This is a genomic window from Nocardia sp. NPDC050799 (genome assembly GCF_040654015.1).
Classification (GTDB): Bacteria; Actinomycetota; Actinomycetes; order Mycobacteriales; family Mycobacteriaceae; genus Nocardia.
In genome coordinates this window covers 1-3,660 of sequence record NZ_JBFAHF010000090.1, presented here as the reverse complement: position 1 = coordinate 3,660, position 3,660 = coordinate 1, and the positions used below count along the sequence as shown (strand labels likewise).

The 3,660-nt window shown below is 64.9% G+C and carries 2 protein-coding genes; both read right to left on the bottom strand.

Features of this window, described 5'->3' with window-relative positions; translation table 11 throughout:
* The coding region (locus AB0H42_RS35500) for an amino acid adenylation domain-containing protein (RefSeq protein WP_357064219.1) at window positions 1–3,316 on the bottom strand (3,316 nt) is incomplete at its 3' end.
* A partial coding sequence (locus tag AB0H42_RS35495) for a hypothetical protein (RefSeq protein WP_357064217.1) occupies window positions 3,313–3,660 on the bottom strand: 348 nt, incomplete at its 5' end. The genes AB0H42_RS35495 and AB0H42_RS35500, both read right to left, overlap by 4 nt.

The window sequence follows — 3,660 nt, the reverse complement described above, 5'->3', positions numbered from 1 at the left end:
CGAGGACGGCGGTGAGCGCGACGGTCAGGGCCGCGCGGTCCAGTGGTTGGCGGGCCCGCAGCAGAATCGAATGATTGAAATGGTGAGGGTTGTCGATTGTCGATGACAGGAACCAGTGTTGGATCGGACTGAGTGGAACGTAACCGGACTCGCTGTCGTTCGCCACGTCAGGATCGCCGCCGGTCGTGGACTGTTGGTTATCGACGAGATGTTCGGTGAGGCGGCTGATGGTGGGGAATTGGAGGATCAGCTGTGGGGTGATCGCGAGGCCTTCCTGTCGCGCCTTGCCGACTGCCAGGAGGCTGAGGATGGAGTCCCCGCCGAGTTCGAAGAAGTTGTCGTGCACACCGATGCCGTCGATGGTGAGCACCTGCCCCCAGATTCGGGCCAGCAGTTTCTCCGGCTCGGTCGTGGGTGCGACATAGTCGACACCGACATGAGTGCGCCCTTCGGGTGCGGGCAGGGCCGTACGATCGAGCTTGCCGTTCGTGGTCAGGGGCATCGCGGCGAGCTCGATGAATATCGACGGCACCATGTAATCAGGGAGACGTGCCGCGAGCTGGGCGCGAATGTCACCCGCGTCCACGGTCGTGTCGGTACGGTCGTCGACCGCGTAATAGCCGACGAGACGGCCTGCTCCGTGCCCGTCATCATGCACGGTGACCGCGCACTCACTGACACCTGACATCGTCGCCAGCTGCGCTTCGACCTCCCCCAACTCGACTCGGTAGCCGCGGATCTTGACCTGATCATCGTCCCGTCCGAGGAACTCCAACATGCCGTCGGGTAGGAACCGTGCCCGGTCTCCTGTGCGGTAGAGGCGGGCGCCAGGAGTTGTGCCGAATGGGTCGGGGACGAATTTCTCCGCAGTCAGCTCCGGGCGACCGATGTAGCCGTGGGCGACTCCGGCACCGCCCAGGAACAGCTCGCCTGCCACCCCGATTCCGACTGGCTCCATCGATGCGTCCAGCACGTAGGCAGTGGTGTTCGCGATCGGTCGGCCGATCGGTACGGGATCGGTTTCGTTGTCATCGCATATGTGGGTGATGCAGCCGACAGTGGCCTCGGTGGGGCCGTACTCGTTGATCAGTCGCGCTGATCCGGCGACGTTGCGGATGCGGCAGACATCCTCGCGGCGGAGTGCTTCGCCGCCAACGACAATGGTGCCGGTGAACGGGGATGTGCTTGCGGCATCGCTGTTGATGTTCAGAGTTCGTAGGTGCGCAGGTGTCGTCTTCACCAGTGCACGGTCGAGGTCTTGGGTGTTCGGGAGGGGATGGTCGTCGTCTTCGGACACGAAATGCACCCGACCGCCGACGGTCAAGGGAGTCCACAATGTCGTGACTGTGAGATCGAACGTGATCGAGGAGGTCACCCTCGATACGACGTGCTCCCGGTCCGGGAGGTACTGTGCTGCGCTCCACTGCAAGTAGTGGCCGAGCTGGCGGTGTTGGTTGACGACGCCTTTGGGTCGACCGGTGGAACCGGAGGTGTAGAGAACGTATGCCGGATCCTCGGGGTTGGGTCCGGGCGGTGCGTGTTCGGATCCAGCGTCGGTGCCGATGATGGCGGGCCAGTCGGTGTCGATGGCGACCGCGTCGGCGTTCCATGGCGACGGCAATCGGGACAGCAGTCCGGATCGGGTCACCACCAGCGCCGCCGCGGAGTCCTCCAGAAGGAACGCCAATCGGTCGACTGGATGGACCGAGTCCAACGGCAGGTAGGCCGCGCCCGCCTTCAACACTGCTAGCAGGGCGATCACCATGTCTCCACCCCGGTCGAGGCAGATGCCGACGATGGATCTGGTGCCGATGTTCCGAGAGCGCAGATATTGGGCTAGGAGGTCCGAGCGCTCGTCGAGTTCGGCGTAGGTCCATGACGCGCCGTCATCGGTGCTCACCGCGCAGGCATGCGGAGTGGTCGCCGCCTGTGTCCGGAACCTGTCCACCACTGTCCGGTCGTCGACCGCGATGCCGATGGGGTTCCACGCGGATGTCACCAGCTCGTGCTCGGTTTCCGGGAGCGCCTGCACCGTACGAACGTCGATCGCCGGGTCGGCGACGACCCGGTGCAGCGCGGTGGCGAAGTGCTCTGCCACACGTTGCACTGCTGCGTCGGCGACCCGGGAAGGGTCGTATTCGAATTGCAGGGTCATCAGCTCGTCGGGCTCTACGACCAGGGTAAGCGCGTAGTTGGTGGGAACTCTGGAGACCGTCACCTCGGCAGCGGGTAGTTCGTCGGGGGCGGTGCTGGGATAGTTCTGGAACACCAGCGCGCAGTCCACTACTGCGTCGGGGTTATCGATGCCGGCGCTGCGTAGTGCTTCGCCGATTCCGACGAACTCGTGATCCATGCGTTCGGCGGCGAGACCGTGCACGTCTTTGACGAGGTCGGCGAATCGGTCGTTCGGGTCCGGGTCGATGCGGATCGGGTAGGTCTGAATGAACACTCCGATAGCGCTGTCCAGGCCGGGGGTGTCCGCCGTGCGTCCTGACGAGGTCGCGGCGAACAGCGCGGTGGTGTTGCCGGTGTTCTTGACCAGGATCGTCGCCCAGGTGGCTTGGATGACGCTGTTGAGCGTCGACCCCAGAGTGCGCGCTGCGCGGCGAAGTCCGTCGGATTCCGCGGCGTCCAGGACACGGCGATGGTGTCGCCACCCCGGTTCTTCGGCCAGGGTCCCGCATGCCAGCGTTCGGCTCAGTGGCGCCAAGTCGGCGATGCCGTGCAGGTGGGCTTGCCAGAACGCGGCGGCCTTGTCTCGGGGCTGTGCGGCGAGCCAGTCGAAGTAGTCTGCCAGAGCGCCACCGTCGTGGTCTTCGGGCGCGCCGACCGGCTCGGGCGACGTATAGAGGTGCAGGAATTCGTCGAGGAGTTGTGTCGTGCTCCAGCCATCGAGGATGGCGTGGTGGTTGACCAGTATCAAATGGAATCTGTCGGCGTCGGCGAGCATGTAGGCACGGGCCAGTTCGCTGCCGTCGTCGACCGAGAAGGGACGTGCCCGGTCATCGGCGAGCAGGCGGTCGACAGGGGTGTCGGTGACCGAGCCCGCGTTGATCAGTTGCGGGTGCGCCCCCGCACCCGGCCGCTGGCGCAGGTGTCCGCCGTCCCAACCGAAGGCGTTGCGCAGCATCGGATGAGCCTGTGTCAGCGCAGTCCACGTTTCGCGGAATCGCGTGAAGTCCGGTGGTACGGCGATGGTGACGACCAGTTGGCAGTGGTAGGTCGCCGCGCCTGCGTCAGCGCCGAGCGATTCGTAGATCATGCCGCGCTGTGCCGCGGTCAGGATATGGCTCGACCGGTGGGTGCTGCTGCTCATTCTCGCTCCGAATTCCCGAGTTCGCTGGACAGGGCAGTGAGGACGGCCATTGTGCCGTCGGCCAGAGAAGTGATTTCGGCCTCACCGTGGGTTGTGGTGTCGTACCGCAGCCAGATGGCTAGTCGGCCGTTCTCGATCGCGGCATCGACTTCCAGCAAGTAATGCCGACGACCCGCCAACGTATGCGGGGCAAGGGGTTCGGTGGCATGGGCGAATACTGTGCCTTCCCTGTCCGCGGTGCCGAAGTGTCCGAGGTAGTTCAGGCAGACGTCGGATGTTTTCGCTGGCACCGGCCATCCGGCAAGATAGGCGCCGACGCCGTATCCGACGCCGCCGCGCGGTGT